At 41.0% G+C, this 24,945-nt stretch carries 27 protein-coding genes; 20 read left to right on the top strand and 7 right to left on the bottom strand.

Features of this window, described 5'->3' with window-relative positions; translation table 11 throughout:
* Positions 1-378: 378 nt before the first annotated feature.
* The 3 genes from ISP07_RS20215 to hslR all read right to left on the bottom strand — a co-directional run bounded on the left by ISP07_RS20215 (position 379) and on the right by hslR (position 3,475).
* Positions 379-1,917 (bottom strand): phosphoenolpyruvate carboxykinase, encoded by a 1,539-nt coding sequence (locus ISP07_RS20215; protein ID WP_138601257.1) that lies wholly within the window; start codon positions 1,915-1,917, stop codon positions 379-381.
* A gap of 277 nt (positions 1,918-2,194) precedes the next feature.
* Positions 2,195-3,040, bottom strand: a complete 846-nt coding sequence (gene hslO / locus ISP07_RS20210) for an Hsp33 family molecular chaperone HslO (protein ID WP_054554862.1) — start codon at positions 3,038-3,040, stop codon at positions 2,195-2,197.
* A gap of 12 nt (positions 3,041-3,052) precedes the next feature.
* A complete protein-coding gene (gene hslR / locus ISP07_RS20205; protein WP_138601251.1) occupies positions 3,053-3,475 on the bottom strand; it encodes a ribosome-associated heat shock protein Hsp15 in 423 nt (140 codons plus the stop codon).
* Positions 3,476-3,681: 206 nt separating this feature from the next.
* Between hslR and gspC the strand changes: the two genes are divergently transcribed.
* The 13 genes from gspC (at position 3,682) to ISP07_RS20140 (ending at position 15,778) form a co-directional block, all read left to right on the top strand.
* On the top strand, positions 3,682-4,623 hold the full coding sequence (gene gspC, locus ISP07_RS20200) for a type II secretion system protein GspC (RefSeq protein WP_138601248.1): 942 nt from the start codon (positions 3,682-3,684) through the stop codon (positions 4,621-4,623).
* A gap of 22 nt (positions 4,624-4,645) precedes the next feature.
* On the top strand, positions 4,646-6,709 hold the full coding sequence (gene gspD, locus ISP07_RS20195; protein WP_054554840.1) for a type II secretion system secretin GspD: 2,064 nt from the start codon (positions 4,646-4,648) through the stop codon (positions 6,707-6,709).
* Positions 6,702-8,267 carry a type II secretion system ATPase GspE gene (gspE, locus tag ISP07_RS20190; RefSeq protein WP_054554841.1) on the top strand — a complete coding sequence of 522 codons (1,566 nt, stop codon included), beginning with the start codon at positions 6,702-6,704 and terminating at the stop codon, positions 8,265-8,267. The genes gspD and gspE overlap by 8 nt, the downstream gene beginning before the upstream one ends.
* Before the next feature lie 2 nt (positions 8,268-8,269).
* Entirely contained in the window at positions 8,270-9,505 is a 1,236-nt protein-coding gene (gspF, locus tag ISP07_RS20185; RefSeq protein WP_054554842.1) for a type II secretion system inner membrane protein GspF, read from the top strand.
* A gap of 78 nt (positions 9,506-9,583) precedes the next feature.
* Positions 9,584-10,003 (top strand): type II secretion system major pseudopilin GspG, encoded by a 420-nt coding sequence (gene gspG, locus ISP07_RS20180; RefSeq protein ID WP_054554843.1) that lies wholly within the window; start codon positions 9,584-9,586, stop codon positions 10,001-10,003.
* Positions 10,004-10,058: 55 nt separating this feature from the next.
* Positions 10,059-10,658, top strand: coding sequence for a prepilin-type N-terminal cleavage/methylation domain-containing protein (locus ISP07_RS20175; protein WP_054554844.1), 600 nt, complete (start codon positions 10,059-10,061; stop codon positions 10,656-10,658).
* Positions 10,658-11,032 carry a type II secretion system minor pseudopilin GspI gene (gspI, locus tag ISP07_RS20170; RefSeq protein WP_054554845.1) on the top strand — a complete coding sequence of 125 codons (375 nt, stop codon included), beginning with the start codon at positions 10,658-10,660 and terminating at the stop codon, positions 11,030-11,032. Before ISP07_RS20175 ends, gspI begins: the two co-directional genes overlap by 1 nt.
* Positions 11,032-11,706 (top strand): type II secretion system minor pseudopilin GspJ, encoded by a 675-nt coding sequence (gene gspJ / locus ISP07_RS20165; protein WP_054554846.1) that lies wholly within the window; start codon positions 11,032-11,034, stop codon positions 11,704-11,706. The genes gspI and gspJ overlap by 1 nt, the downstream gene beginning before the upstream one ends.
* Positions 11,707-11,717: 11 nt before the next feature.
* Positions 11,718-12,704 carry a type II secretion system minor pseudopilin GspK gene (gspK, locus tag ISP07_RS20160; RefSeq protein WP_209328693.1) on the top strand — a complete coding sequence of 329 codons (987 nt, stop codon included), beginning with the start codon at positions 11,718-11,720 and terminating at the stop codon, positions 12,702-12,704.
* Positions 12,701-13,912, top strand: coding sequence for a type II secretion system protein GspL (gene gspL / locus ISP07_RS20155; protein ID WP_054554847.1), 1,212 nt, complete (start codon positions 12,701-12,703; stop codon positions 13,910-13,912). Before gspK ends, gspL begins: the two co-directional genes overlap by 4 nt.
* Positions 13,909-14,382, top strand: a complete 474-nt coding sequence (gene gspM, locus ISP07_RS20150; protein ID WP_209328692.1) for a type II secretion system protein GspM — start codon at positions 13,909-13,911, stop codon at positions 14,380-14,382. The genes gspL and gspM overlap by 4 nt, the downstream gene beginning before the upstream one ends.
* Before the next feature lie 3 nt (positions 14,383-14,385).
* Complete coding sequence (locus ISP07_RS20145) at positions 14,386-15,144, top strand: type II secretion system protein N (protein ID WP_209328691.1); 759 nt, start codon at positions 14,386-14,388, stop codon at positions 15,142-15,144.
* Between the two features lie 19 nt (positions 15,145-15,163).
* Positions 15,164-15,778 (top strand): YecA family protein, encoded by a 615-nt coding sequence (locus tag ISP07_RS20140; RefSeq protein ID WP_166339812.1) that lies wholly within the window; start codon positions 15,164-15,166, stop codon positions 15,776-15,778.
* Here the strand turns inward: ISP07_RS20140 and ISP07_RS20135 are convergent.
* Both ISP07_RS20135 and ISP07_RS20130 read right to left on the bottom strand, forming a co-directional pair.
* Positions 15,775-15,978 carry a hypothetical protein gene (locus ISP07_RS20135; protein WP_054554851.1) on the bottom strand — a complete coding sequence of 68 codons (204 nt, stop codon included), beginning with the start codon at positions 15,976-15,978 and terminating at the stop codon, positions 15,775-15,777. The two genes, ISP07_RS20140 and ISP07_RS20135, sit on opposite strands and share 4 nt — an antisense overlap.
* The gene (locus ISP07_RS20130; RefSeq protein ID WP_054554852.1) at positions 15,978-16,337 is read right to left on the bottom strand and encodes a hypothetical protein; all 360 of its coding nucleotides are present in this window, start codon (positions 16,335-16,337) and stop codon (positions 15,978-15,980) included. Before ISP07_RS20130 ends, ISP07_RS20135 begins: the two co-directional genes overlap by 1 nt.
* A gap of 278 nt (positions 16,338-16,615) precedes the next feature.
* On the opposite strand from ISP07_RS20130, the gene ccoG reads away from it, so the two are divergent.
* The 5 genes from ccoG (at position 16,616) to ISP07_RS20105 (ending at position 20,910) form a co-directional block, all read left to right on the top strand.
* The gene (gene ccoG / locus ISP07_RS20125) at positions 16,616-18,046 is read left to right on the top strand and encodes a cytochrome c oxidase accessory protein CcoG (RefSeq protein ID WP_138619575.1); all 1,431 of its coding nucleotides are present in this window, start codon (positions 16,616-16,618) and stop codon (positions 18,044-18,046) included.
* 65 nt (positions 18,047-18,111) lie between these two features.
* Entirely contained in the window at positions 18,112-19,086 is a 975-nt protein-coding gene (locus ISP07_RS20120; protein ID WP_209328690.1) for a serine/threonine protein kinase, read from the top strand.
* A 30-nt stretch (positions 19,087-19,116) separates the two neighbouring features.
* Positions 19,117-19,740 carry a thiol:disulfide interchange protein DsbA/DsbL gene (locus ISP07_RS20115; protein ID WP_138601233.1) on the top strand — a complete coding sequence of 208 codons (624 nt, stop codon included), beginning with the start codon at positions 19,117-19,119 and terminating at the stop codon, positions 19,738-19,740.
* Positions 19,741-19,758: 18 nt separating this feature from the next.
* Positions 19,759-20,397, top strand: a complete 639-nt coding sequence (locus tag ISP07_RS20110) for a thiol:disulfide interchange protein DsbA/DsbL (protein ID WP_138601230.1) — start codon at positions 19,759-19,761, stop codon at positions 20,395-20,397.
* A 60-nt stretch (positions 20,398-20,457) separates the two neighbouring features.
* On the top strand, positions 20,458-20,910 hold the full coding sequence (locus ISP07_RS20105; protein ID WP_138601227.1) for a DUF523 domain-containing protein: 453 nt from the start codon (positions 20,458-20,460) through the stop codon (positions 20,908-20,910).
* 2 nt (positions 20,911-20,912) lie between these two features.
* Here the strand turns inward: ISP07_RS20105 and trmA are convergent, their stop codons facing one another.
* Positions 20,913-22,010, bottom strand: a complete 1,098-nt coding sequence (trmA, locus tag ISP07_RS20100) for a tRNA (uridine(54)-C5)-methyltransferase TrmA (protein ID WP_138601224.1) — start codon at positions 22,008-22,010, stop codon at positions 20,913-20,915.
* A 164-nt stretch (positions 22,011-22,174) separates the two neighbouring features.
* Between trmA and ISP07_RS20095 the strand changes: the two genes are divergently transcribed.
* Both ISP07_RS20095 and murI read left to right on the top strand, forming a co-directional pair.
* Positions 22,175-23,293, top strand: a complete 1,119-nt coding sequence (locus tag ISP07_RS20095) for a DUF5610 domain-containing protein (RefSeq protein ID WP_054554859.1) — start codon at positions 22,175-22,177, stop codon at positions 23,291-23,293.
* 66 nt (positions 23,294-23,359) lie between these two features.
* Positions 23,360-24,154 (top strand): glutamate racemase, encoded by a 795-nt coding sequence (gene murI, locus ISP07_RS20090; RefSeq protein ID WP_209328689.1) that lies wholly within the window; start codon positions 23,360-23,362, stop codon positions 24,152-24,154.
* On the opposite strand, the gene ISP07_RS20085 is transcribed toward murI, so the two are convergent.
* Positions 24,117-24,596: an RNA recognition motif domain-containing protein gene (locus tag ISP07_RS20085; RefSeq protein WP_054564068.1), complete on the bottom strand. Its 480-nt coding sequence runs from the start codon at positions 24,594-24,596 to the stop codon at positions 24,117-24,119. The genes murI and ISP07_RS20085 overlap by 38 nt on opposite strands.
* Positions 24,597-24,945 lie beyond the last annotated feature (349 nt).

Here is a 24,945-nt window from a genome sequence, read left to right as displayed (position 1 = left end):
CAATCCCGGATCGAGTGAAGAAAATGTGCAATCGGGAATGGATTAAATTGATTTAATCTTTATGCGGAATGGTATAACCCATGATTAAAAATTCTTAAAATCTCTACTGGTCTAACAGGTTAGCGATCTCTAAAATGGCTTACTTCACCTTGCGCTAATTCGTCTTTTATTAATGAACTTTACCTCTGCATTGTGCATGACGAATTACCACGCTGTTGGGTTTCGCTTCGCTCTACCCAACCTACGCCAGGCCTTAAAACTTTCCCCTTGCTAACTCGCTAACTTTACTCTAGCAACTCGCAACTCATCAGCTTATGAACCAAAAACAAAAACGCCAGCATATAGCTGGCGTTTTTTAATCTGAGGGTAAGCTTGGTATTAAGCTTTTGGACCTGCTGATTTGATTGCTTCTGAAACATCGTATTTAGCGAAGTTTTCAGTGAAGTCAGAAGCTAGTTTGTTTGCATATTCTGCGTACTTCTCTTTATCTTCCCATGTATTGATTGGGTTAAGAAGTTGGCTGTCTACACCAGGAACAGCCACTGGTACATCTAGGTTTAGAACGTCGATGTGTTGAGTTTCAACATCTGCCAGTTTACCTGATACGATTGCATCAACTACAGCACGTGTAGTCGGGATATCGAAGCGTTGACCAGTACCGTAAGGGCCACCTGTCCAACCTGTGTTAACTAGGTATACTTTAGCGCCGAATTCACGTACACGCTTCATTAGAAGCTCTGCATAAACGCCAGCAGGACGAGGGAAGAAAGGAGCACCGAAACATGTTGAGAATGTAGACTCGATGTCGCTTGTAGAACCGATTTCAGTTGAACCGACTTTCGCTGTGTAACCGCTTAGGAAGTGGTATGCAGCAGCTTCTTCAGTTAGTACTGAAACTGGTGGTAATACACCGCTTACGTCGCATGTTAAGAATACAACGGCTTTTGGCTCACCAGCACGGTTTTCTACTTTACGTTTTTCAACGTGCTCTAGTGGGTAAGCAGCTCGGCTATTTTGTGTAAGGCTTGTATCATGGAAATCTGGTACACGGTTTTCGTCAAGTACCACGTTTTCTAAGATTGTACCGAAACGAATTGCATTCCAAATTACTGGTTCGTTCTTTTGTGAAAGATCGATACATTTAGCATAACAACCACCTTCGATGTTAAATACGCTACCAGGTGCCCAACCGTGCTCGTCATCCCCAATAAGGAAACGAGTAGGATCTGCAGATAATGTTGTTTTACCTGTACCAGATAGACCGAAGAATAACGCAGTGTCGCCTGCTTCACCTACGTTTGCAGAGCAGTGCATTGGTAATACACCTTTTGCAGGAAGTAGGAAGTTTTGTACAGAGAACATTGATTTCTTCATTTCGCCAGCGTAGCGCATACCAGCTAGTAGAACTTTACGTTGTGCGAAGTTAATGATTACAGTGCCGTCACTGTTAGTACCATCACGCTCTGGGTCACATACAAATGAAGGTACATTCATTACCTGCCACTCAGGGAAGTCTGCAGTATTGTATGTTTGAGGTTCGATAAACATGTTTTTGGCAAAAATATGATGCCATGCAGTTTCTGTTGTAACTACTACTGGTAAATAGTGCTCAGGATCAGCGCCAACTTCTAGGTGAGAGATGAAGTGGTCGTTGCTTTTCACGTGTTCTTCTACACGTGCCCATAACGCGTCAAACTTGTCTGCATCGAATGGGCGGTTAACGTTGCCCCATTGGATTTCGTTTTCAGTGCTTGGCTCTTGAACAATAAAACGATCTTTTGGAGAGCGGCCAGTGCGAGCACCGGTTTTAGCAACAAAAGCACCATTAGCGGCTAGAGTCCCTTCGCCACGACGAATAGCGTGTTCGACAAGTTCAGCTGCTGTAAGATCAACAAAACTAGTAGCGTTTGCAGTCATGTTTATACCTAAATTGTGAGAGATTGAACGGGATAGCTCTGGGGTTCTTAGTTTTCCCTTTTGCTAAAATAATAGTAACAGAAGGATTAGGGATATTCGAGTGTCTGAAGGGCCTAAAAAGGCATATATTTGGCAAAAAACATGAATAATTTCAATGATACCGGTGTCATAAAATGACGCATTTTCATGACACCGGTATCATTAGTTTTGATATTATTTTTAATATAAAAGCCGCACTGATGGCGGCTTTGAATATAATAATTTTTATTATGATGTATTAATTAAAAATGGCTTTAATATCTTGCTCGTTGAATATGTAATCTTTTAAGCAATAATGACAGCTAATTTTTACTTCACCATTTGCTTGCACGTCGGCAAGTAATTCGTTTTGACCTACATTAACTAGTGCAGCAATTGTTTTGTCTCTGCTACAACCACAACGGAAACTAATAGACTGTGGTTCGAATAACTGAGGATTATCTTCATGGTAAAGTCGAGTCAGCACAGTGTTAGCATCTAAACCTAGTAACTCTTCATCTTTGATTGTGTTGCTAATCGCTTCTAGATGAGTAAAGTCTTCTACCGACTTTTCTTTATTAACGGGTAATACTTGTAAGAATAAGCCTGCTGCTTTTGCTGTGTCTGCTGTTACTTCAGTTGCAAACCAAAGACGTGTTTTTAATTGTTCCGATTGCTCAAAATAGTTTTCAAGGCATTTATCTAAGCTATCGTGTTCTAACGGTACAATACCTTGGTATCGCTCACCTTTAGTTGGCGTAATTGTAATAACCATATAGCCATTACCAATTAAGTCTTTTATTGAGCTACCGGTTACTTCACCTTGAAGGCGTGCGATGCCTCGCATGTTTTGTTTATCGTCACCATTAATTACGGCATATTTTACTGGGCCATCGCCTTGTAGTTGAACGGCAATTTCGCCTTCAAACTTTAAAGTAGCCGTCAATAAGCAGGTAGCAACAAGTAGTTCACCTAATAAGGTTTGCACAGGTGCTGGATAATTATGGTTTGCGATCATCTCTTGAAAAGTGTTTTCAATTTGTACGAGTTCACCACGTACATCGAGCTGATCAAATATATAACGATGAAGTAAATCTTGTTGCATGAGTTGCATTACCTAACTTGATTTCATTTTTAACAGTTCACGCCTTTGCTTCTTATCTGGTTTACGATCAGGATGTGGAGCAAAGAAGCTGTTGTTCTTACGGGCGATAGCATTTGCTTCGCGTTTCTCAATGCTTGCTTGAGTTTCTTGGTATAAGGTTTGTGCAATGGGGGCGCCTTGACGTTTTTCAAGGATCTTTTCAATTGTCACTACCTTTTCATCGACCCCTTGTAGTAGTTTAACTACTGCACCTACCTCGACAATTTTACTGGGCTTGGTACGTTGTCCATTATAATGCACTTTGCCACCTTGCACCATGTCTCTTGCTATTGAACGGGTTTTGTAAAAGCGGGCAGCCCATAACCATTTATCAAGGCGCACGCTTAATTCGTCTTGTTTGTCTTGTGACTTATGAGTGTTACCTTTTGACACAATTGTGCTCTTTTATAGCTGCTGATATATAGGCAAAATTTACCATGAAACTTAATCACAAAGAAACAGTCATAGTTATTCCTTGCAGCCCCTGTTCGTTGAATTTACCTTGTTTACAAAGTTTAATATACGTGTGCTTGTTGAATGAAAAATGAAAAGGTACTATAGGCCAGCTATCAAGCAGTAAATTAAAATAAGAAATAGAGTTTATGGATCAACACTTACAACAAGTTAAACAGTTTTTGAACGGCTTACCTCATGCCAAGCTAAGTGCATTTGTAGTGCTGTTAGTTGTTGTTTACATTGCTTTTTTGTCATCCAAGCTGTTTTGGCTTGTATGGCCAGAACCCGATACAAGCGCATTGCCAGTAACAGGTGTTAATACCATGGCAAAGCGAGTTGAGACTGTCAGTTCTCGACAAATAATTGAGCAAAATTTATTCGGCAAAGTTGTTGTCGAAACTAAAAAGTCTGCCGCTAAACAAAATCAAGTCATTAACAACGCCCCTGAAACACGTCTAAGTATTAACCTAACCGGCATTGTTGCTGTAAGCCAAAATGACCAAGCAGGTCTTGCTATTATCGAATCTCAAGGAAAACAAGAAACCTATGTTGTCGATGATGCAATTAAAGGCACTCGCGCCAAGCTTGCTCAAGTATTACCTGACCGAGTAATTTTAGATGTTAGCGGTCGTTTTGAAACGTTAATGCTTGATGGTCTAGATTTTACGAAAACGGTGTCTATGCCAGTGTTAGCAGAGCGTGATGAATCAGAATTAACTGCAGGCCCTCAACTTGTCGAAAATAATGAAATAAATGCGACTGAAGATGAAGAGGTAAAAGAAGCGCTCATCGAAACGCGTGAAGAAGTATTAGACGATCCCGGTAAACTATTTGACTACATTCGCGTCTCTCAAGCGATGGTTGATGGCGAGTTAGTGGGGTACCGCTTAAGCCCAGGTAAAGATCCTGCTTTATTTAAGCAAATGGGACTAATGAATAATGATTTAGCTATTGCGATTAATGGCTATCAATTAAATGATTTGAAACAGGCAATGTCAGCAATAAACGAATTACGAAATAGTACTGACGCAAGTATCACTATCGAACGCGATGGTGAGCAAATTGATGTGCAATTTAGCCTGCAATAACTAGCTTTGGAGTTTTTATAGAATGGTTCACGCGCTACACCTCACAAAAATCAAAAAAGGGTTAGCTAAATATGCAGCGCTTTTTTTATTAACAGGATTATCGCTTTCAGTTTCAGCTGTTGAGTATGCGGCTAATTTTAAAGGCACTGATATTAATGAGTTTATTAATATCGTTGGTAAAAATTTAAATAAAACCGTCATTATTGACCCAAATGTGCGTGGCAAAGTAAATGTGCGCAGTTATGAGTTAATGGATGAAAAGCTTTATTATCAGTTCTTTTTAAATGTACTTGAGGTTTATGGTTATTCAGCTGTAGAGATGGATAACGGTATTATCAAAATTGAAAAAAGCTCTGACGCTAAAAAGTCAAATGTACCGCTTATCACTGAGGATAACCAAGCCAGTGGCGATATGATGGTAACGCGAGTTGTACGTGTTAAAAATGTAAGCGTACAAGAGCTTGGCCCGCTAGTTCGTCAATTTAGCGATCAAAAAGATGGCGGCCACGTTGCTAACTTTAATGCTGCGAACGTGATGATGTTGACCGGCCATGCAGCGTCAGTTAACCGCTTAGTAGAAATTATCCGCTCTGTTGACCAAGCTGGTGACAAGCGTGTTGATATTGTAAAGCTTAAGTTTGCTACCGCAGATGATGTTGTGTCTGTTGTTGAGAATATTTATAAAGATGGCGGTAAAGGAAGCGTTCCAGAATTTCTAATTCCTAAAGTAGTTGCTGATGGTCGAACTAACAGTGTGATTGTCAGTGGTGAAGCGCAAGCACGTACTCGCGCTGTTGAATTAATTAGCCGTTTAGATGGTGAATTAGAAAACCAAGGTAACACTAAAGTTATCTACCTTAATTACGCCAAAGCAGAAGACCTTGTAAAAGTATTGCAGGGCGTAAGCAAAACACTAGCAGAAGATGCGCAAGGCGGTGCAACTAAAACGCGCTCTCGTAATCAAAACGAAACAAGTATTGAAGCACACCCTGATTCAAATTCACTTGTTATTACTGCACAGCCTGACACCATGCGCTCGCTTGAGCAAGTAATTGAGCGTCTTGATGTGCGTCGTGCGCAAGTTTTAGTTGAAGCTATCATTGTTGAAGTTTTAGAAGCTGATGGTATCAACTTAGGCTTACAATGGATTTCAGAGCAAGGCGGAATGATGCAGTTTAACAACGGCACAACAGTACCAGTTGGTTCGTTAGCCGTTGCAGCTGAGCAAGCACGCGATAAAACGATTGAAGGTACGGTTGTAGGTACCGAAACTGGTACAGTCACCAAGACTTCTGAAACACAAGAAGGTGACTTAACGGCACTTGCCTCATTACTAGGTGGTATCAATGGTTTAGCCATGGGGATTGTTAAAAACGATTGGGGTGCAATTATCCAAGCTGTTTCAACCGATACTAACTCTAATATTCTTGCTACGCCGTCTGTAACGACCATGGATAACGAAGAAGCATCAATGATTGTTGGTCAAGAAGTACCGATTATCACAGGTTCGCAAACAGGCTCAAATAATGCGAATCCATTCCAAACAGTTGAACGTCAAGAAGTAGGTGTAAAACTTAAAGTGACACCACAAATCAATGACGGTTCAGCAGTTCAGTTAACGATTGAGCAAGAAGTGTCGAGTGTGAGTGGTGCTACTGCGGTCGATATTTCAGTAAACAAACGTGCCATTAAAACCACGGTTATGGCTGATGATGGTGGTATGGTTGTACTGGGCGGCTTGATTGATGAAGATGTGCAAGAAAGTGTCTCTAAGGTGCCATTATTAGGTGATATTCCAGTACTTGGCCATTTATTCCGCTCAACCAGCACCAGTAAGCGTAAACGTAACCTGATTGTATTTATTCGTCCTACCATTGTTCGCGATGGCATCAGCATGAATAAATTAAGCCACTCAAAATATAACTTTATCCGTGGCGAACAACACAAACAAAAAGAAGATGGTATTGATTTAATGCCATTAGAAGATGCGCCAATTCTTCCAGAGTGGGATGATGCCTTAGTATTACCACCAACTTACGAAGAATATCTAAAACAACAAAACGCGAATGAGCGCAATGATGACTAATGCAATTTCTGAAATCAATGACGAGCTAGCATCAGACGTATCAGCTAATCATGATGAGCTGCTAACAAGTGATGATCTTGTTAGCTTGCCAACTAAGCGGTTGCCATTCTCGTATGCGCGTCGCACAGGTGTGCTGTTAGGTAAAGATCAAGACAACTGGACAGTTTATTACCGCGGTGAGTTGGATGTTAACGCTTTACTTGAGGTGCGTCGTATTGCGGGTCATGGTTTTTCGCTAGAACAATTACCTGATGATAAATTTGAGCTGTTGCTTGAGGCTTCTTATCAGCGTGATAGTTCTGAAACACAGCAAATGATGGAAGATATCGGCAACGAGGTTGATTTATTCTCGCTTGCAGATGAGTTACCGCAAACTGAAGATCTCCTTGCAGGTGATGATGATGCGCCAATCATCAAGCTGATAAACGCGATGCTCAGCGAAGCAATTAAAGAAGGTGCTTCAGATATTCATATCGAAACCTTTGAGCAAGAGCTGGTAATTCGCTTTAGGGTTGATGGCGTATTAAAAGAAGTTTTAAAGCCGAATCGTAAACTCGCTTCACTGTTGGTGTCGCGTATTAAGGTTATGGCGAAACTAGATATTGCTGAAAAGCGGATTCCGCAAGATGGCCGTATTAGTTTGCGTATTGCTGGTCGTGCCGTAGATGTGCGTGTATCGACTATGCCATCAAGCTTTGGTGAGCGTGTCGTGCTACGTCTACTTGATAAAAACAACGCACGCCTGAACCTAGAAGATTTAGGTATGACTGAGCGTAACCGTGAATTGTTTGCTGATTTAATCAGTAAGCCACACGGTATTATCTTAGTAACCGGTCCTACGGGTTCTGGTAAAAGTACCACCTTGTATGCGGGCATGAGCCAAATTAATTCACGGGACCGTAATATTCTTACCGTTGAAGATCCAATTGAGTACGAGATCCCAGGCATTGGTCAAACTCAGGTTAATACCAAAGTTGATATGACCTTTGCACGTGGCTTACGTGCTATTCTTCGTCAAGACCCTGACGTAGTGATGGTGGGTGAGATCCGTGACCTTGAAACAGCACAAATTGGTGTGCAAGCGTCATTAACCGGTCACTTGGTGATGTCAACACTGCATACTAACACGGCTGCTGGTGCTATCACGCGTATGGAAGACATGGGCGTAGAGCCTTTCTTACTGTCATCATCGTTACTCGGTGTATTGTCACAACGCTTAGTGCGTACTTTGTGTAATAGCTGTAAAGAAGGTCACATTGCTGATGAGCGCGAGTGTCAGTTACTAGGTGTTAATCCTGCTGAGCCGCCAACAATTTATCGTGCAGTTGGTTGTGAAGAGTGTAACTTTAATGGTTATCGCGGTCGTACGGGTATTCATGAATTGCTGGTTGTTGATGAAACAATTCGTGAAATGATCCACAGCGGTAAAGGCGAACAAAGTGTTGAAAAGTATATTCGTAAACATAGCCCAAGTATTCGCCAAGATGGTTGTAATCGCGTGCTTGCAGGTCGCACTACCTTAGAAGAAGTCTTGCGTGTAACACGTGAGGAAGGTTAATCATGGCAGCATTTGAATACCGTGCCCTCGACGGCAGAGGTAAAGAGAAAAAAGGCATTCTTGAAGCCGATACGGTAAAGCAAATCCGCCAAACTTTGCGCGATCAAGGTCTAATGCCTTTAGAGGTCGTTGCTGCTGCAGAAGGTGAAAAGCAAGCGACTGGGGCAAAGGGCTCTTTATTTGGGAGTTTCTTTAAACCAAAAATTTCGACTTCAGATTTAGCATTAATCACCCGTCAGCTTGCAACCTTAATCCAGTCAGCATTACCTGTTGAAGGGGCTGTCATGGCGGTGGCTGAGCAATGTGAAAAGCCGCGTTTAAAGCGCATGCTTATGGCCGTGCGCTCAAAGGTTGTTGAAGGTTATACCTTAGCTGATGGCATGAGCGAGTTTCCGCATGTCTTTGATGATTTGTATCGTGCTATGGTGGCAGCTGGTGAAAAATCGGGTCACCTAGACCAAGTTTTAAATCGTTTAGCAGATTACACGGAACAACGTCAGCATATGCGTAGTCAAATCACACAGGCGATGGTGTATCCAACCATTCTTGTGGTATTTGCTATTGCGATTGTCTCTGTATTATTAGGTACCGTGGTACCAAAAATCTTGAAGACCTTCGAAAAATCAAAACAAGTATTACCCTGGACGACTGAATGGGTAATGGCCGCCAGTAATTTTGTGCAAAACTACTGGTTTATTAGTTTAGTCATTATAACCGTGTTAGCTGTGGCCATTAAGCAAGCGCTTAAACAGCCGCATATTCGTTACTGGTATGACGAAAAAGTGCTGCATTTACCGGGCATTGGTAAGGTAGCTCGCGGTGTTAATACGGCGCGTTTTGCTCGAACTTTAAGTATTTTATCGTCAAGCTCAGTGCCGCTACTTGAAGGGATGCGTATCTCAGGTGGTGTACTGGCTAACGAAAAAATGAAAAAGTCAGTGCAAGATGCTGCAACACGTGTAAGTGAAGGGGCGAGCCTTCGTGCTTCACTTCAGCAAACCAAACTTTTCCCACCTATGATGCTACACATGATAGCCAGTGGTGAAAAATCAGGTGAACTTGAGCAAATGCTGGAACGTGCTGCAAATAACCAAGATCGTGAGTTTGAGAGCATGGTAAACGTGTCTCTGAAACTATTAGAGCCCGCGATGATTGCTTCAATGGCGGTAATTGTATTGTTTATTGTTATGGCAATACTACAGCCGATTATGGCAATGAATAAGGCTGTAGGTCTTTAAATTAGGGAACACTAGAGCAATTAGCAGCTAACACTGCCGCTCTATAATAAATTTTTGAAGAAAGTTAGAGGTATTTTTGTGAACAAACAGTCAGGTTTCTCATTACTAGAAGTCATGGTAGTACTGGTTATTATCGGTATGATCATGTCAATTGTGGCGCCAAATATCATGGGTCAGCAAGAAGAAGCTGCAATCGATAAAGCACACTTAGATATTCAACAAATTGAAGATGCGTTAAGCCTATACAAGCTTAAAAACAAAGCGTATCCAACCACAGAGCAAGGCTTAGAAGCGCTAGTGAATAAAACAAGCATTGAGCCAATTCCAAAGCGTTTTCCTGATGGCGGTTTCCTTGAGAAGTTACCAGAAGATCCATGGGGTAATCCTTACCAGCTAATCAGCCCAGGAGAAATCGGTAAAATTGATATCTTCTCAATGGGTCCTGATGGTGAAGCAGGTACTGATGATGACATCGGTAACTGGGATGAAGAAAAGTAATAATGCCTAAATTCAGCCAACTGAACAAAGCTTATACACATCAAGGCTTACTATTATGGTAAGCCTTGGTCGTTTGCGTTTGGCTGGCCGTGCTAAGCACGCGAAAGGGTTTAGCCTCATCGAAATATTAATGGTGCTCGTGGTGATTGGTTTTGTCACCAAAATGGTTGCCTACAGTTTTGATGGAGGTGCTGAAGAAGAACTCGAAAAACAAGCGCTCAGATTACATACTACGATTAATATGGCGTCTGAGTTTGCGATTTTAAATCAGGTTGAGCTGGGCTTTCATCTTGACCAAGATACATTTGAATTTTTAGTTTTTGACGGTGATAAGTGGGTTACTTTTGACCGTGAAAAATTGTTTGCCCCAATTAAGGTTGATGAGCGCTTTGAACTCACTCTTAACCTTGATGATTTAGCCTGGGCACAAGATAACTTGCTAGAGCAGTCCAACTGGCGTGAATTAATGAGCGGTGGTGACGAAGACAGCTTACTTGAGCTGCAAAAGCTCAAAATACCGCAAGTCCTTATTTTATCTTCTGGCGAAGTCAGTGCGTTTCAATTGATTTACGAGCTTAAAGATGAGCGTGAACCACAGTATTTTATCGAAGGCGAATTTATGGCCCCGGTAAAGTTTCGTATGGAGCCTGAGTAATGAATAAGTCAGCAGGTTTTACCTTACTCGAAGTGATGGTTGCCTTGGCTATTTGTGCAATGGCCGGTATTGCCGCAATGCAGGCAACCGGTGAGCACATTAATCACCTATCGTCGATTGAAGAACAAACTTATGCTTCTTGGGTTGCCGAGAACGTAATGGTTGAGCAGCGCGCTAAAGGCGATAAATGGACAGGCAAAAGTGGCGTCAAAGGCACTGAAACGCTCGCTGGTTTTGAATGGTACTGGCGTCAGGACGTGGTTCCTACTGCTGATAAAACCTTTGTAAAGGTCACCATTAACGTGTTCGCCGATGAAAAGCTTGAATACCCAGTGTATGAGCTTTCTACTTATTTGAATAAAGGTGATAAGTAGTGAAGCAACGCGGTTTTACCTTACTTGAAGTAATTGTCGCCATGGGCATTTTAGCCTTTGTGGTGTTATCGACCCATCAAATTCTTGATTCGACAACCAAAGCAAAAGAAGCCTCAGACGAGACGATTGCTGAGTTAAATGGTTATCAAACCTTATTTCGTTTGATGGACCAAGATTTTAGTCAAATGACTAAACGTCAGGTTCGAAACGAAGCCGGTGATTTTCAAGACACGTATGTGCTAGCTGGTCGTTATGTTCTTGATAGCCAATACGATGGCATTGGGTTTGTTCGTGATGGTTGGATTAACCCGATTAATCTATTACCGCGCTCTGAACTGCAAGCGGTTGGTTATCGCGTGATAGATGATAATCTTGAACGAGTGTATCGGGTGTATGTTGATCAACTAGATAACATGGAGCCGCGCTCACAAGTTATTTTAGAAGATATTGAAGATCTGAAGTTTGAATTTTTAGATGACAAAGACGAGTGGCAAGAGCAGTGGCAAATTAAAGCGCTGCCAAAAGCGGTTGCAGTCACTATTCAAAAAATAGAACAGGAGCCAATTCGTCGCGTGTTTTTGGTGCCAGGTGAGGGCAAAGTAACTACTCAAACAAATAATAGTAATAACGGCGCTAATGGTAATAACAATAATAATAGCGGAACGGGTGGCTAGTCATGACTACAATGAATCGTTCCAAAGGTGCGGCGCTTGTTATTGTGCTATTTATTGTGGCGCTGGCTGCGATGTTAGCCGTTGAGATGAGTGCTAATTTAATGGTGCAAGTGCAGCGTAGTAGCAATATTCAAAACCATCAACAGGCTAAATGGTATGCCTTTGCAGCTGAAGAGCTGGCAATTAAAGCACTAAAACAAACTAAAAAAGATGATCCTGATAAAACGCATTTAGAGCAAATTTGGGCACAGCAGGGCGGGGTTCCTTATCCTGTTGATAATGGTACCTTAAGTGGCACGATTACTGATTTACAAGCATGTTTAAACTTAAATGCATTGCATGTAAAACCAGATCCGCAGATGGATCCAAATAATAAAACGAACCCAGCACATAAGGCATTGTTGGCATTATTAGAAAACATTGAGAATTTACCAACGGATGAATCAGAAGAAGCTATGGCCGATAGTGTGTTTGATTGGTTAGATGAAGATAGTATTACCTATCGCTCGGGTGCAGAAGAAGATGAGTATTTATCTCGACAATACCCATATATGACGGCAAATAGTTACTTTGCTTCGACCTCTGAACTTCGTTTGGTAAAAGGTTTTAACCCACTCGTTATGGAGAAACTCTTACCATTTGTGTGTGTTATTCCTGGCAGTGAGTTGTTGCAAATAAACGTTAATACACTACCTGCAGAAAGTGCGATTTTATTAAGCTCGCTTATTGATGGCTTAAGCCTTTCAGGCGCTGAAGCTGTATTATCATCACGTCCTCAAGATGGGTATGATGATTTAGAAGCTTTTTTTGAAGAGGTTAACCAACAAGGCGCACAAAACGTGAAAGCCGTTGAAAATCTATTCAGTATCAACAGTGAATATTTTAAACTACAAACGCAGGCTGAATTTGCAGAGCTGCGTTTTTCGATGACCACCTTACTCCATGCCACTAATGGTACAGTAACGATACTGGCGCGAAAATTTGGAGGCGTACAGTGACAGAGATATTGTTGATCCGTACGGGTCAAACGTTAAAAGACAGCCTTAACTGGCTAATTTACTCACCAATAGAACAAGAAATAATTGCCAGCGGTGAAATTGCCAATGCAACACAACTTGGTGAGCTAACAGAAAAAGCACAATCACGGGAAGTAGTCGCACTTTTACCAAGCGATCAGGTACAACTTAAAACAGTTACCCTACCAACTAAGTGGAACCGTAAGTTAGAGCAAGCACTTCCTTACATGCTAGAAGAAGAAATAGCCTGTGATGTTGATGACTTGTTCATAGCGATTGCTGAGCCAACACTTGTTGATGAAAAGCACGCTATTAACATCGCGATGACCGATCGTGAATGGTTTGAGCAATGGCTAGCAGAGTTTAATGAGCATGGCATCGAAGTATATAAAATACTGCCGGATGCTTTATTGTTACCTGATGTTGATGACAACACTCAGTTACGCGCTATTGAGCTTAATGGCCAGTGGCTATGTAAACAGGGTAACTGGCATATTGCCGCTGTAGAGCCGAACTGGCTTGCTGGCTATTTAACAGCATTAGGTAACCCTGATGTTGCACACTTTAGCCCTGCAACGGCTTTTCCTGACACAGTTAACCTTAGTGCTCAAACGCAGCAATACGATTTACCTTTAGCCTTATTTGCTAAGCAGTTACCTGAAGTGAAATTCAACCTTCGCCAAGGTGTTTATCAGCTTAAGAAAAAATCAGCGATTTGGTGGGGCTATTGGCAAAAAGCAGCTATTGCAGCAGGTGTTGCACTAGTTTGCAGTGTGGGTGTTAAGTCGCTTGAGCTTTATAAGTTAAATAACCAGCTTGAAGCCGCAAAAGCAGAAGTGGTTGCTAATTATCAGCGTGCTTTTCCAAATAAAAAAGTGCGACCTCAGCTTATCCGTAGTCAAATTCGCAGCGAACTTGCATTGATAGAAGGTGGCAGCACTGCTGGCTTCTTAGATTTGACTAACGATCTTGTCTCGATTTTTAGTGAAGTAAACGACTTCACACCAGAAACGCTTCGCTACGATCAAGGTCGTAACGAATTACGTATTCGCGCGCGCGGCAAAGATTTCCAGTCATTCAGTAAAGTAAAAGCAATATTAGAGCAGCGTGGCTTAACCGTAGATCAAGGCTCGCTGAACAATGATGGTGATTATGTCGTTGGTGAAATTAAGTTACGAGGTGCGGCATGAAAAACCAAATAATCAATTATTGGCGCTCGTTAAAAGAACAAGAGCAGCAACTTGTAATGGTTGCAGGTGGTGTGTTTGTTATTTTTGTGCTGGTTATGGGGGTCTTTCGTCCACTTAACGCTGCTATCGAAAAAGCAGAGCAAGACACAATAAAACAGCAAGAGTTGTTGGCGTGGGTTGATGAAAGTATTGTTAAACTTAAAGCGGGTGGTAATGCACGTAATACGAGCAGCCGTAGCTTAAGCCAAATCGTTAATAGCACCCGTAATCGTTATCAAATTATCATTAGCAAAATGCAGCCAAATGACAATTCACTTCGTTTAACCATTGACTCTGTTGAGTTTAATAACCTTGTTGAATGGTTAGATGAACTGGTTAATTCACATGGTGTGCTAATCGAGAATTTAGATTTAAGTAAAGATGACAAATCAGGCTTTGTGCGTGTAAGTCGTTTGGTACTAGAGAAGTAAACGATGAAAAGAGTTATTTTATTAATCACAGTGTTTGTGATGTGTTTTTTGGTGTTTACGCTGGTAAAAACACCCGCTGCCGTTGCACTTGATTTAGCCAAGCCACATTTACCAAAGCAATTACAATTAGGTAAAGCCAGTGGCACGCTATGGGACGGGCGCATTATGCAGGTACGTTTTGATGGTGAGCAATTAAACAATGTGCGTTGGCAATTGTCGGGGTGGTCACTGTTTACAGGTAAATTAGTGGGTACGGTACGTTTTGGTGATCCTCGTGATAAAGCGGATATTTCAGGCCATGCTGATTTTTCTTACGGTTTATTTAACCAAGCGGTTACTGTGAAAAAGACCACTTTACGCTTAACAGTTGAACGTGCCATGGAGCGTTTACAGCTCCCTTTACCGATTAGTGCGCAAGGTCGTGTGATTGTAGATTTAGATGAGTACAGTTCAGGCGAGCCTTATTGTGAAAGTCTAAGCGGCGAAATTGCGAGCCCGAATATTGATGTGAAAGGAATGAATAACTGGTTTAGCATTGGTCCTTTAAGTGGCCGTTTAAGCTGTAAATCCGGTGATGTAGCAGTACTTGTAGACCCTGAAAACCGTTTAGGGCTTGAAGCTGATGCAGTATTAAAAGCGAACCTAGACTTTAAAGTAGCTGGTTATATTAAACCTGAAGCAAGCTTACCGAAAGAAGTGCATGATGCTGCGAAGTTTCTTGGTCGTCCTGATAACGAAGGTCGTTATCCGCTTAACTTTTAAATTGGATTAATTGAATAGTATGCAATTACCTGAGTTTTCAAAGCAGCAAAGCGAGCTTTTAAGTCAGTTTTTAGCGCAGCATCAAGATGCGCTTAGCTTGGCGCAAACCCAAGGTTATTTATTTGCGGTGATCTGTGCTCCGGAGCCGCTTGATGTTCACCAGTGGTTAGAAGAAGTTGCACCTGGTTCTGATGGGCAAATGGATGAGCAAGTGCTGTTTGCATTTATGGCTTTATATCAACAGATCAGCGAACAAGTATTCGAAACGGGTTTTGCATTACCTGTGAGCCTACAGCTGAGCTCGCAAGGGCAACAATACCTAGATATTCAAGAATGTCAGCATTGGAGCCAAGGTTTTATGCATGGTGCGCAAGGTTACGTTAACAAGCTATTAAGCGCGCCACAGTTAGCTGATGAGTTAAAAGAAGCCTTGGCTACAGCTCTGCAAAGCTTAGGCTTTTTTACCCTTGAAGCGAGTGAAATTGCAGCCCTTGCAACTGATAATGGTTTATCAGAAGGGCAACTATGCCAGCAGCAATATGAAGTAATGAATGAATTCGCCGCTGGCTTTGCAGAGTTAATTGAAGTCGTTGCTGTAAATAGCCAACTATATAATGATGAGAGCTGGAACTAACCCAGCTCGAGTAAGATGTTTGTGCAACCTTTGGCACAGCATACAACGCCTTTACCTGGCTGATCAGTTTTCAAATCTAAGGTGAGGGCGCCTTTACACTCTTCGCAGTATAAGGTTTGACCCTTGCCCAGCTTCTTTAGCATATTACGTTGTTTAGCAAACGAGTCGCTGGTTTTTTTGTTTAAAGCAGAAAAGTCCATTACTTGTTTAGCCTTTCTTCAAGCGCATTCGAAACAATACTACAAACACGATTCAAGCGTTCGCCATAAAAGTACAAGTTAATATCTTTTTCACGGCAATAATGAAGGTGAAAGAGTTGTAGTTTATCGTCGGTAGTGAATGTGTCTTCAATATACTCAAGCTCTGAGTTTGATAAATTAAGTTGTGACTTAATATTATTTTTAGCCATATTAGCGGCAGGACTTCGGTTTACCTTACTAGCATCAGAAATCATACCGACTCCCTCACCTAGTAACCTGTCCCTAGGTTCTTTGATCAAAGGATGATCAATTGTGAAAAGTGCTAAAATTATAAGCACTAAGATGAGAAATTTTTTCATAGTCCAATAAACTTTGATCTGAATGAATAGGTGGTAGCTGCAAGTTTAATAAAATGGTTGTTTTAAAAGCAAGCAGATACGATTAAATAGTTAAAAGTTCGTATATGAAATCGAACCCTGAAATTTTCCATAGATTGAGTATAATGCAATATATAGATTTAAAGTTTCAGAAATCTTTGAACGTAATGAGATGTATTCTGATTTGCTTATTGGCACAGAAACCTCTTACTGCAAACATATGTTTGAGTATTATTTCCTAGTGGCGTTGAGGAATTTTAATGGATAATCAGATTAAGGTTAAAAATATCCCAACGGAAGTAAAAATCCAGAAACCGGAAAATGCTTCCCTCGATGATAGATTTAATCCACGTAACCGTATTTATGTTCGAGCTGTAACTGGCTTACACCAATTGTTAAGGCAGCGAATTGGTTTTATCGGCATGCTTGCGTTCATGCTACTACCTTGGATCAACTTCCATGGCCAGCAAGCTGTACTGTTCGATTTGGTAGGGCAAAAGTTTAACATTTTTGGTTTAACGCTTTGGCCACAAGATCTGACTATCCTTGCTTTCATTTTAATGTTGGCGGCGTTTGCGTTGTTCTTAGTAACTACTTTCTATGGACGGGTTTGGTGTGGTTATACTTGCCCACAAACTGTTTGGACTTTCATTTTTATTTGGTTTGAAGAAAAGTTTGAAGGTACAGCTAATCAGCGAAAGAAACTAGATCAACGCCCGATGGACTTTGATAAGTTTTGGCGAAAAAGCGCCAAGCACGGTAGCTGGTGGTTATTCTCACTTTATACAGCGTTTACTTTTGTTGGTTATTTTACGCCTATCCGCCAGTTGCTACCTGATCTTTTTACTCTTGATGCAACAGCGTATTCGTATATTTGTTTAGCCGTGTTTGCAGTCTGTACTTATGGTAATGCGGGTTGGATGCGCGAGATTATGTGTTTACACATTTGTCCTTATTCTCGCTTTCAATCAGCTATGTTCGATAAAGATACCTTTACCGTGAGCTATGATGAGGCACGTGGTGAGAGCCGCGGCCCACGTTCACGCAAGCAAGATCCAAAAGAGCTTGGCTTAGGTGATTGTATCGACTGTAACTTATGTGTGCAGGTGTGCCCAACGGGGATCGATATTCGTAACGGCTTACAATATGAGTGTATTAACTGTGGTGCATGTATCGATGCGTGTGATGGGGTGATGGATAAAATGAATTACCCACGCGGACTTATTTCCTACACCACAGAACGCAACTTAGAAACGCCAGACAACAAAACACACGCACTGCGCCCTAAGTTAATTGGTTATTTAGTTATCTTAGTGGTGTTAACAGGGGCGCTGGTGGCAAATATTGCGATGCGTAAACCGATGGAGTTGGATATCATCCGTGACCGTAATCAGCTATACCGTGTTGACTTTAATGGCCTAGTTGAAAACACCTATACACTAAAAGTAATTAACAAAGCTCAGCATCAGCAAACCTTTAATATTCGTGTTGAAGGGCTTGATAACTTTGAGTACATTGGCAAACAAACTTTCACAGTACCTTCTGGCGAGTCTTATAACGTGCCACTGTCATTGGTTGTTGATCCATATGATTTGAAAAAGCCGATGACGAAGTTTGAGTTCGTACTTTCTGTCGATGGTGAGCCTGATGTGCAGATTTCACAGCCGAGTAACTTCTTTAAGGCGCGATAATTAAGTACACTGAGCGAATGAATAAAAAGCGGGATTTTCCCGCTTTTTTTATATGATGAGGCATTATGAGTAAATTTAGTTTTGTAGACCTTACACCCGATTCAATTTTAGATGCGGTTGAAAGTATCGGTGTTTATGCTGAATCAGGGCTGCTGGCATTAAATAGCTACGAGAACCGTGTTTATCAATTTAAAGCAGAAGATGGCCATCGTTATGTTGTTAAGTTTTACCGTCCAGAGCGCTGGAGTAAGGCGCAAATCTTAGAAGAGCATGCATTTGCATTTGAACTCGCTGATGCCGAAGTGCCAGTTGTTGCACCTGTAATTATCGAAGGGCAAAGCTTATTTGAGCATGATGGTTATTTGTTTACGTTATTCCCAAGTGTGGGGGGCCGCATTTTTGAAGTTGATAATTTAGATCAACTTGATGTACTTGGCCGCTTAATTGGACGAATGCACCAAGTAGCAAAAGCAAAGCCATTTGAACATAGACCTGTGATCAGCTGTGAAGAATATCTTAAGACAGCTAAAGTTCAGTTACAGGCAAGTAACTTGGTGCCAATGGCATTAGAGAACGCCTTTTATACTATTTTAGATTTGGTGATCAAAGAAACCACACAGCAGTATATAAATGTTGAAACTATTCGTCTGCACGGTGACTGTCATGCCGGCAATATACTGTGGTCTGGTGATGCATTAATGTTTGTTGATTTAGACGACAGCCGACAAGGGCCTGCAATTCAAGATCTTTGGATGATGCTCAGTGGCGATCGTAACAATCAACTGTTACAGTTAGACACTTTAGTCGCAGCGTACGAAGAATTTTGCGATTTTGATCACAGCCAATTAAAGCTGATTGAACCACTTAGAGCGATGCGAATGGTGCATTACATGGGCTGGTTGGCGAAAAGGTGGGATGATCCTGCGTTCCCGCGGAACTTTTCATGGTTTGCTGAAGACAAATACTGGGAGCAGCAAATACTAGCGTTAAAAGAACAGCTTGCAGCGCTACAAGAAGCACCATTAAAATTATTACCATAAATTTTTAAAGTTAATAAAGTCGAGAGAACAATGTTTAAAAAATTAAAGTTAAGTCTACTCATTTTATGTTTACCTTTTGCGGCCTTTGCTGCTGATTTTGAAGCAGGTAATCAATACGAAGTATTAAAAGTTGAGAAAAGTGCAACACCTCAAGTAACCGAGTTCTTTTCATTTTATTGCCCACACTGTTTTCAGTTTGAACCAGTTGCAAAAGCATTAACGGCAAGTCTTCCTGAAGGGACTGAATTTGTAAAAAGTCATGTTAACTTTTTAGGCGGTGTGTCTAAGCAAACTCAAAGTAACTTAAGCTATGCCTACTTAATCGCTAAGCAACATGGCAAAGCAGAACAAGTAGCTGATCAAATCTTTAACAGCATCCATAGACAACGTGCCTTACTTAAAGACATGAAAGACGTTAAAGCACTACTTGCAACTAATGGTATTAGTAATGAAGTGTTTGATGCTGAAATTGCAAGCATGCCAGTGATTAGCGCTGAAAAAGCGATGCAAGATAAGCAGCAAAAATATTCAGACATGGGCGCCTTAACAGGTGTACCAACTTTTATCGTCAATGATAAATACAAAATTAATTTAAATACCATCAAGAGCCAGCAGATGCTTGATGAATTAGTCGAATTTTTATTAAAACAATAATTTTGGAGTAAAGAAGTAATGATCAAGTTAGTAAAAGCTGTATTAATGGCTGCCACGCTAGGTTTAGCGGCAAATGCCTCAGCTGCTCAATATGAAGAAGGTAAGCATTATGAAACGATTGATGCCCGCGCTTCTAAAAAGCCAGAAGTAAAAGAGTTCTTCTCATTCTACTGCCCACACTGTAATAACTTCGAGCCAGTTGTGAAAGAGCTTAAAACACTTCTTAAAGATGGCGTTAAATTCAAAAAGAGCCATGTTGATTTTTCAGGTCCTCGTGACCCAGAAATTCAAACCATCTTAGCGCAAGGTTATGCGACGGCTAATGTGTTACCACAGAAAGACGCGTTAGTAGCCGCTGTGTTTAATCATATTCACGGTAAGCGTGCTCGTATTAACGAACTAGCTGATATGAAAGACATCTTTGTTTCACAAGGTGTATCGGCTGAAGATTTTGATAAGTACTACAACAGCTTTTCTGTACGTACTATGGCGTCTAAAATGAAACGCGACCAAGAATACTACCAACAAAAAGGTGCTTTAAAAGGCGTTCCAACTTTTATTGTTAATGGTAAATATCGCTTAATCTTAGGTGCGGACTCAGGCATCAGTGATGCAAAGAGCATGGCAGATTTAATTAACTACCTAGCTGATAAATAAGCTAATTAGTTAAATTTAATTCAAAGCTCCGTTCGCGGAGCTTTTTTATTGGTAAAGCAAATGCAAAAACTATTAGTTTCAAGCTGTTTGTTAGGAAACCCTGTTCGTTATGACGGGCAATCGCAAAACTTACTCCATCCTGGTTTAGAAACTCTTAAACAGCAAGAAAGGCTCGTTGCATTCTGCCCTGAAGTAGCTGGTGGCTTACCTACACCAAGGCCGCCTGCAGAAATCAAAGTGGGTAGAGTACTTACCAAAGATGCGCAAGATGTCACAGTGCAGTTTGCTTATGGCGCAGAACAAGCACTTAAACTTTGCAAAAAGCAGGGCATTCGCTATGCGTTGTTAAAAGAATCAAGCCCGTCATGTGGTCGCAATACTATTTACGATGGTAGTCATTCAGGAAAGAAAATTTCAGGGATGGGGTTAACTGCAAGGCTGTTAACTGACAATGGTATAGCTGTATTCAGCGAGCAGCAGTTGCCAGCGCTATTTGCTGCGCTGGCAGAGTGATTTTATTTACGTTGTAAAAACACACCTGATTCAATGTGATGGGTGTAAGGGAATTGATCAAAAATTGCAAAACGTTTTACTTCATGGGTTTTGCATAAGTGATCAAGGTCACGTTCTAGGGTATCGGGATTACACGAGATATAAATAATGTTGTCGTAGTTCGCAACTAGGTCACAAGTTAGCGTGTCCATTCCAGCACGTGGTGGATCCACCAAGATTGTTTGGCAGTTATAGCTTTTCAGGTCTATGCCATCTAAACGAGAGAAGGTACGTTCGCCTTTCATTGCTTGAGTGAACTCTTCACTCGACATACGAATGATATCTAAGTTCTCAACCTTGTTTTGTGCAATATTGTATTGTGCTGAGTAAACCGATGATTTTGATATCTCAGTGGCTAATACCCGGTCGAATGAACCCGCAAGAGCAATCGAAAAGTTACCATTCCCACAATATAACTCCAGTAAGTCATTATTGAGTGGTTGGCAAAGGGCTTGTGCCCACTCTAGCATCTTGATGTTTACTTTTGCATTCGGTTGCGTAAAGCTATTTTCGACTTGTTGATAAATAAGCTCTTTACCGTTTACGTTTAAACGCTCGATAACATAGTCATTACCAATCACTTCTTTTTGCTTACGAGCACGGCCAATAAAATCAATCTTAAACTGTGTGCTCAGTTTTGCTTTAAGCTCTTTAATTGCTTGTAGCCACTGCTCATCTAGTTGTTTGTGATACAACAAGCTAACAAGGATCTCACCACTTAAGCTTGAAAGGTAATCGATTTGAAACAGCTTACGGCGCAGAACTTCATTGTCTTTTAAGTTTTCGATCATCGCTTGCATCACTTCACCCACTAAAGGTGCTGCAGGGTCAAACTCATCAACGCGGATCTTTTCTTTAGTTTGTTGATCAAACATGATGTGAAACAGGTCTTCACCTTCATGCCAAACACGAAACTCTGCACGTTGGCGGTAATGAATAGGATCAGAGCCGAACACTTCTAATTTTTCGACCCCAAAACGTCGAAACTGTGAGGTGATGCGCTGCTCTTTCTCACTCAATTGTGCATCGTATTGAGTTGTATCAATTTTTATAACCGCCATGGCTGATTACCTTTTATCTCTTAGCTGTATAACGGCGCTATTGTAGGGAGCGCTGAGGATTTGTCTAGTTTTGTTATTTATTTTAGTGTCGTTTTTTTATACAAAAAACTTAAGTTCTGTGGTTTTTGGCCGATAATGAGTTAACCATAACATGGAGTCGGATCATGAAAATTGGCAACCTAGGCTATATGCCTAATACAAATGTGAATAAATACAATGGTAAACAGGCACTGCAGCAGCCTACCATTCAAAATCGTCAAGATAGTTATCAGCAACGCGGCAGAGAGCTCGCGGCAAAAGTTCTTGATGATAAACTTGCTGAGGCACTAGGTTTACCTAAAGCCGAAGAAAAAAAAGATAAACCCTTGTTCGACTTTGAAGAGATCGTGAAAAACGTACTCGACTTTGTTGGCGGCGCACTTCGTAAAGCAAAAGCCGATGGTGCTGATGATGAAAAACTCAAAGGCATGCTAGGTGATGCACGTAAAGGTGTGCAAATGGGCATCGACGATGCGTATGATGAGCTTAAAGAGTCAGGTATTCTTAACGATGACATCGAAGAGGGTATCGAAAAGTCTAAAGAAGGTATTTTTAAAGGTATTGATGAATTAGAAGAAGACTTGTTCAATCCTAAGCCTAATGCGGTTTCAGTAAGCCAAGCTCAATACATCAGTTTAAGTAATAACGCGGAGTACACTTTCACCACCGCTGAAGGTGATGAAGTAAGTATTAGCTTTGCTGATGCATACGAAAGCAAGTCTGCAAGCAGCTATAGCAAAAATGGCGACAACGAAGCCTTTGTCAGTGAGTCTTCGCAATCACGTGATTTATCATTCTCGATGTCGGTCAATGGTGATTTAAATGAGCAAGAGCAGCAAGCTATCAATGAATTGATGGAAGACTTGCAGAGTGTTAGCGAAACATTCTTCTCTGGTTCATTAGAAGATGCCTTTGAACAAGCTAAAGAGCTTAACTTAGGTAACGAGCAACTCGTTGGCTTTACCATGGATTTGAAACAAACCAAAACAGTAGCAGCTATCAAAGGGTATGAAGAATATAAACCTGCTCCCGAAAAAGAAGTTGCTGAGAAAATAGCGCCATTTAATGACGACTTGAAACAGGCGTTTAATAAAGCGGGTGACATTGGTTTGCAAAATGAACTGGCTGGCATCTTACAATGGTTAAACCAAGATAAAGAAGAAGTCAGTAAGCTGGTGGATTATACCAAAGCAATGTTTGAGCAAATGAATAAGCTTCGCTCGGCAACAGAAGAAGAGGCTTAGCCCTTTCTTTCTTTTTATCAAGCTGCATGGCAAACTGCTGACCTTTGATGATCCGAGGTAAGCAGTTTGTCAGTTCATATAATGGTGTTTGATTCTGGTATAGGTGGAACAACCGTACTTGAACAGATCCAAGCATTGATCCCAGATGCTGATTATAGTTATTTTATGGACAATGCTTTATTGCCATATGGCGCGCAAAGTCAGCAAACGATCATAGCCCGCCTTTTAGCGCTACTACAGTTTATCGAGACAGCAAACTTACAAGTTGATATTCTAGTTATTGCGTGTAATACCGCCTCTACCTCTGCCTTAGAAACTATTCGCCAGCACACAAATATAGAAGTTGTCGGGGTAGTACCTGCGATAAAACCCGCTTGCGCTATAAGTAACAGCAAACATATTGGTTTACTGGCAACACCATCAACTATCAAGAGTCGCTATACTGCAAACTTAATTAGTACTCATAGCCAAGACACACAAGTCAGCTTATATGGCTCAACTGAGCTGGTAGAAATTGCAGAAACACTATTTCATACGCAGAAAATCAATAAAGCAAAGCTTGAGAATGTATTGAGTGATTTAGCGATAGCAGAAGATATAGATGTATTGGTACTTGGCTGTACACACTTTCCATTACTAGCCAGCGCGATTAGTGACTACTATAAACAACAGATCTTCCTTATTGACTCAGGCAAAGCGATTGCTAAGCGCGTTGAAAGTTTAATTGCTTTACGAGGCTTTACTCTTACTACAGATAAAAAAAAGCCGCTGCACTATTATGCAACGGCTCCTATTGGTCATTCGCAATTAAGCGTTGAGCTTATTACGCTGACTGATCAGATCCCTCACGAAAGCTGTTAGCTTCGTTCTCTTGTTTTTGTTTTGCTTCACGCACTTTTAAAGTACGTTGTTGGAATTCGCTATCATTTAATTGATTGATTGCTTTATCTGCATCAGCTTCAGCCATTTCAACAAAACCAAAGCCACGACGTTTACCTGTATTTTTATCTTTTAATAAACGTACATTGAAAACTTTGCCTTGTTCTTCGAATAAAGCACGAACAACACCTTCATTAGCACGATAAGGTAGGTTGCCAACATAAAGTGTTTTTGTTTTTACTTCGGCCTCCTCACTTGACGCTGATGAAAGTGCTGCAATAACCAAAGCACCAATTAATAAGCCTGCACCAAATAGCAATGCTGGGTCTAAAGCTAAGCTTGCAAGTGCGAACTTAACAACCACAAAACCTAAAACAGCAAGAATAACGGAGAAAAGAAAAGATTTTTGATCGGGTAATTTCATTTTGATCTACCAATAAACAAGAAATAAACATTAATTTAACATTGTGAACTTGCTATCTTAACGAGTTAAATGAACATAGCAATGAAATTTGCATTAAATTATGAATATTGGCTTAAAAAACAGCCATAATAGCGACCGTTTTTGCTGTTTTCGGTAAATTTAGTTCGCTTTTTGAGCGAACAGTAAAAAGATCGAAAAAAAGTGTTGATCTGTTTTTGGATCTCCCTATAATGCGACCCCACTGACACGGCGGGCAGCAACGAAAGACGCTGAACAACGTAGCAGAGAGTTAAGTGAAACTTCGGTTTCAAATAATCGAAAGAAAGTTTGAAATTAAGTGTTGACTCGA

This window comes from Pseudoalteromonas sp. PA2MD11, from assembly GCF_017808125.1.
In the GTDB taxonomy this organism is placed as follows: Bacteria; Pseudomonadota; Gammaproteobacteria; order Enterobacterales; family Alteromonadaceae; genus Pseudoalteromonas; species Pseudoalteromonas simplex.
Note: the sequence above shows the minus strand (reverse complement) of the source record. Positions and strands in the feature narration are given on the sequence as shown.

What these genes read in the sequence shown, in the direction of transcription:
- ISP07_RS20120 (WP_209328690.1), top strand. Translation starts at nt 18,112, where the DNA reads ATGAGTAAATTTAGTTTTGTAGACCTTACACCCGATTCAATTTTAGAT.
- ISP07_RS20140 (WP_166339812.1), top strand. Translation starts at nt 15,164, where the DNA reads ATGCAATTACCTGAGTTTTCAAAGCAGCAAAGCGAGCTTTTAAGTCAG.
- gspI (WP_054554845.1), top strand. Translation starts at nt 10,658, where the DNA reads ATGAATAAGTCAGCAGGTTTTACCTTACTCGAAGTGATGGTTGCCTTG.
- ISP07_RS20135 (WP_054554851.1), bottom strand. Translation starts at nt 15,978, where the DNA reads ATGGACTTTTCTGCTTTAAACAAAAAAACCAGCGACTCGTTTGCTAAA.
- ISP07_RS20175 (WP_054554844.1), top strand. Translation starts at nt 10,059, where the DNA reads ATGGTAAGCCTTGGTCGTTTGCGTTTGGCTGGCCGTGCTAAGCACGCG.
- gspD (WP_054554840.1), top strand. Translation starts at nt 4,646, where the DNA reads ATGGTTCACGCGCTACACCTCACAAAAATCAAAAAAGGGTTAGCTAAA.
- ISP07_RS20085 (WP_054564068.1), bottom strand. Translation starts at nt 24,596, where the DNA reads ATGAAATTACCCGATCAAAAATCTTTTCTTTTCTCCGTTATTCTTGCT.
- ISP07_RS20145 (WP_209328691.1), top strand. Translation starts at nt 14,386, where the DNA reads ATGAAAAGAGTTATTTTATTAATCACAGTGTTTGTGATGTGTTTTTTG.
- ISP07_RS20110 (WP_138601230.1), top strand. Translation starts at nt 19,759, where the DNA reads ATGATCAAGTTAGTAAAAGCTGTATTAATGGCTGCCACGCTAGGTTTA.
- ccoG (WP_138619575.1), top strand. Translation starts at nt 16,616, where the DNA reads ATGGATAATCAGATTAAGGTTAAAAATATCCCAACGGAAGTAAAAATC.
- ISP07_RS20215 (WP_138601257.1), bottom strand. Translation starts at nt 1,917, where the DNA reads ATGACTGCAAACGCTACTAGTTTTGTTGATCTTACAGCAGCTGAACTT.
- gspE (WP_054554841.1), top strand. Translation starts at nt 6,702, where the DNA reads ATGACTAATGCAATTTCTGAAATCAATGACGAGCTAGCATCAGACGTA.
- gspF (WP_054554842.1), top strand. Translation starts at nt 8,270, where the DNA reads ATGGCAGCATTTGAATACCGTGCCCTCGACGGCAGAGGTAAAGAGAAA.
- gspM (WP_209328692.1), top strand. Translation starts at nt 13,909, where the DNA reads ATGAAAAACCAAATAATCAATTATTGGCGCTCGTTAAAAGAACAAGAG.
- ISP07_RS20105 (WP_138601227.1), top strand. Translation starts at nt 20,458, where the DNA reads ATGCAAAAACTATTAGTTTCAAGCTGTTTGTTAGGAAACCCTGTTCGT.
- gspK (WP_209328693.1), top strand. Translation starts at nt 11,718, where the DNA reads ATGAATCGTTCCAAAGGTGCGGCGCTTGTTATTGTGCTATTTATTGTG.
- ISP07_RS20130 (WP_054554852.1), bottom strand. Translation starts at nt 16,337, where the DNA reads ATGAAAAAATTTCTCATCTTAGTGCTTATAATTTTAGCACTTTTCACA.
- hslO (WP_054554862.1), bottom strand. Translation starts at nt 3,040, where the DNA reads ATGCAACAAGATTTACTTCATCGTTATATATTTGATCAGCTCGATGTA.
- gspC (WP_138601248.1), top strand. Translation starts at nt 3,682, where the DNA reads ATGGATCAACACTTACAACAAGTTAAACAGTTTTTGAACGGCTTACCT.
- trmA (WP_138601224.1), bottom strand. Translation starts at nt 22,010, where the DNA reads ATGGCGGTTATAAAAATTGATACAACTCAATACGATGCACAATTGAGT.
- ISP07_RS20115 (WP_138601233.1), top strand. Translation starts at nt 19,117, where the DNA reads ATGTTTAAAAAATTAAAGTTAAGTCTACTCATTTTATGTTTACCTTTT.
- ISP07_RS20095 (WP_054554859.1), top strand. Translation starts at nt 22,175, where the DNA reads ATGAAAATTGGCAACCTAGGCTATATGCCTAATACAAATGTGAATAAA.